Here is a 1,455-nt window from a genome sequence, read left to right as displayed (position 1 = left end):
TCGCCACTCGCTTCTTCGAGCGTCTTCTGGCGTGAATCGACCTTCACGGTCACAACCAGGATCACCGCCGCCACCACCAGCGGCATCGTGAACCAGTAGATGATCTGGTGGATCATCGTGCCCAGCGTGAGCAGCCAGCCCAGCACGAACGGACCCGTGATCGAACCCAGGCGCGCGCACGCCACCACCAGCCCGGTGGCGAGAGAACGCACTCGCGTGGGGAACAACTCGCTGCTCAGCGTGTAGAAGATCGGCACGACCCCGCCCGAGAAGAACTGATAGCCGACGTTGCACGCCACGATGATCGCCACCGGATAGCGATATTCGAACGACAGACCGAAGCCGAAGAAGCACATCGCGCTCAATGCCGAGAGCACCAGCATCGCCCACTTGCGCGGCATGCGGTCCTGCAGCCACATGCCGAAGATCTGACCCAGCGGCGTGGTGGCCAGCACGATCATCGTGAAGGTGAAGCTCTTGGTGAGCGTGAAGCCCTGACGCAGGAAGATCGACGGCAGCCAGGTGCCAAAGCCCACTACCTGGATATTGTTGGCGAGCTGGAACAGACCGAGCACCGCAATGGCGAGCGCCGAGAGACGCAGCACCGAGAACTGTTCGCGGATCTTCGGACGCGGCGCATCCTTGACAGTGGCGCACGCAGCCGGCGGCGTCAGTTCGAGCGAGCCGTAACCCGCACGATCGGCCAGCCGCCTGACGATAAAGCCCGCCTCCTCCACACGCCCCTGCTGCAGCAGAAAGCGCACCGACTCCGGCATGAACCGGCGCACGTAGATGATCATCAGCGCCGGACTCACGCCAACCCAGAACAGCGCGCGCCAGCCGAAATGCGGCACGATGAGCGTGGCGGCCACCGCGCACACGAACCAGCCGAACGAATAGCCGATCGCCCCCGAGCCAATGAAGATATGCCGCAGCCGCCGCGGCGAATACTCCGCCAGCAGCGAGAACGCTACGGGAAATTCCGCTGCAATCCCCAAGCCCGCAATGAAGCGCGAGACCAGCAGCACCTCGTAGTTCGGCGAGATGGCGCTCAGAAACGTACCGAAGGCATAGGCAAACAAGGCCCATTGAAAGATCGGCCGGCGTCCCATGCGGTCCGCGAGCGGGGCAAACAACAGCGCTCCGAGCAGCAAGCCGATGTTGGTCACCGAGCCGATCGCGCCCGCCTGTGTCGGGCTGATATGGAAGTCCCGCATGATGAGCGGCAAGGCGAACGAGGTGGACTGGAAGTCGAACCCGTCAAGCACTTGGGCGACGATGCAACCGAGCAGAAGCAGCCACAAAAAACCGTTCATCGGACAGTGGTCGAGGAAGTCCGTGTAGCTCATCCTCTTCGCGTTCGCGAGCACCGATGCAGACGAGCGCGCCTGCTCCTCTCGCGTGCCCGCGAACTCCCTTCGACCTTGGGCCAGCTCCGCCATCTTGTGTCTCCTT

At 63.1% G+C, this 1,455-nt stretch carries 1 protein-coding gene; it reads right to left on the bottom strand.

Annotated elements, in window-relative coordinates; translation table 11 throughout:
* On the bottom strand, positions 1–1,442 hold a 1,442-nt coding region (locus QCE64_RS36355; protein WP_310009189.1), incomplete at its 3' end, for an MFS transporter.
* Between the last annotated feature and the right edge of the window lie 13 nt (positions 1,443–1,455).

Origin of the sequence: Caballeronia sp. LZ043, from assembly GCF_031451075.1 — a bacterium.
GTDB lineage: Bacteria > Pseudomonadota > Gammaproteobacteria > Burkholderiales > Burkholderiaceae > Caballeronia.
Note: the sequence above shows the minus strand (reverse complement) of the source record. Positions and strands in the feature narration are given on the sequence as shown.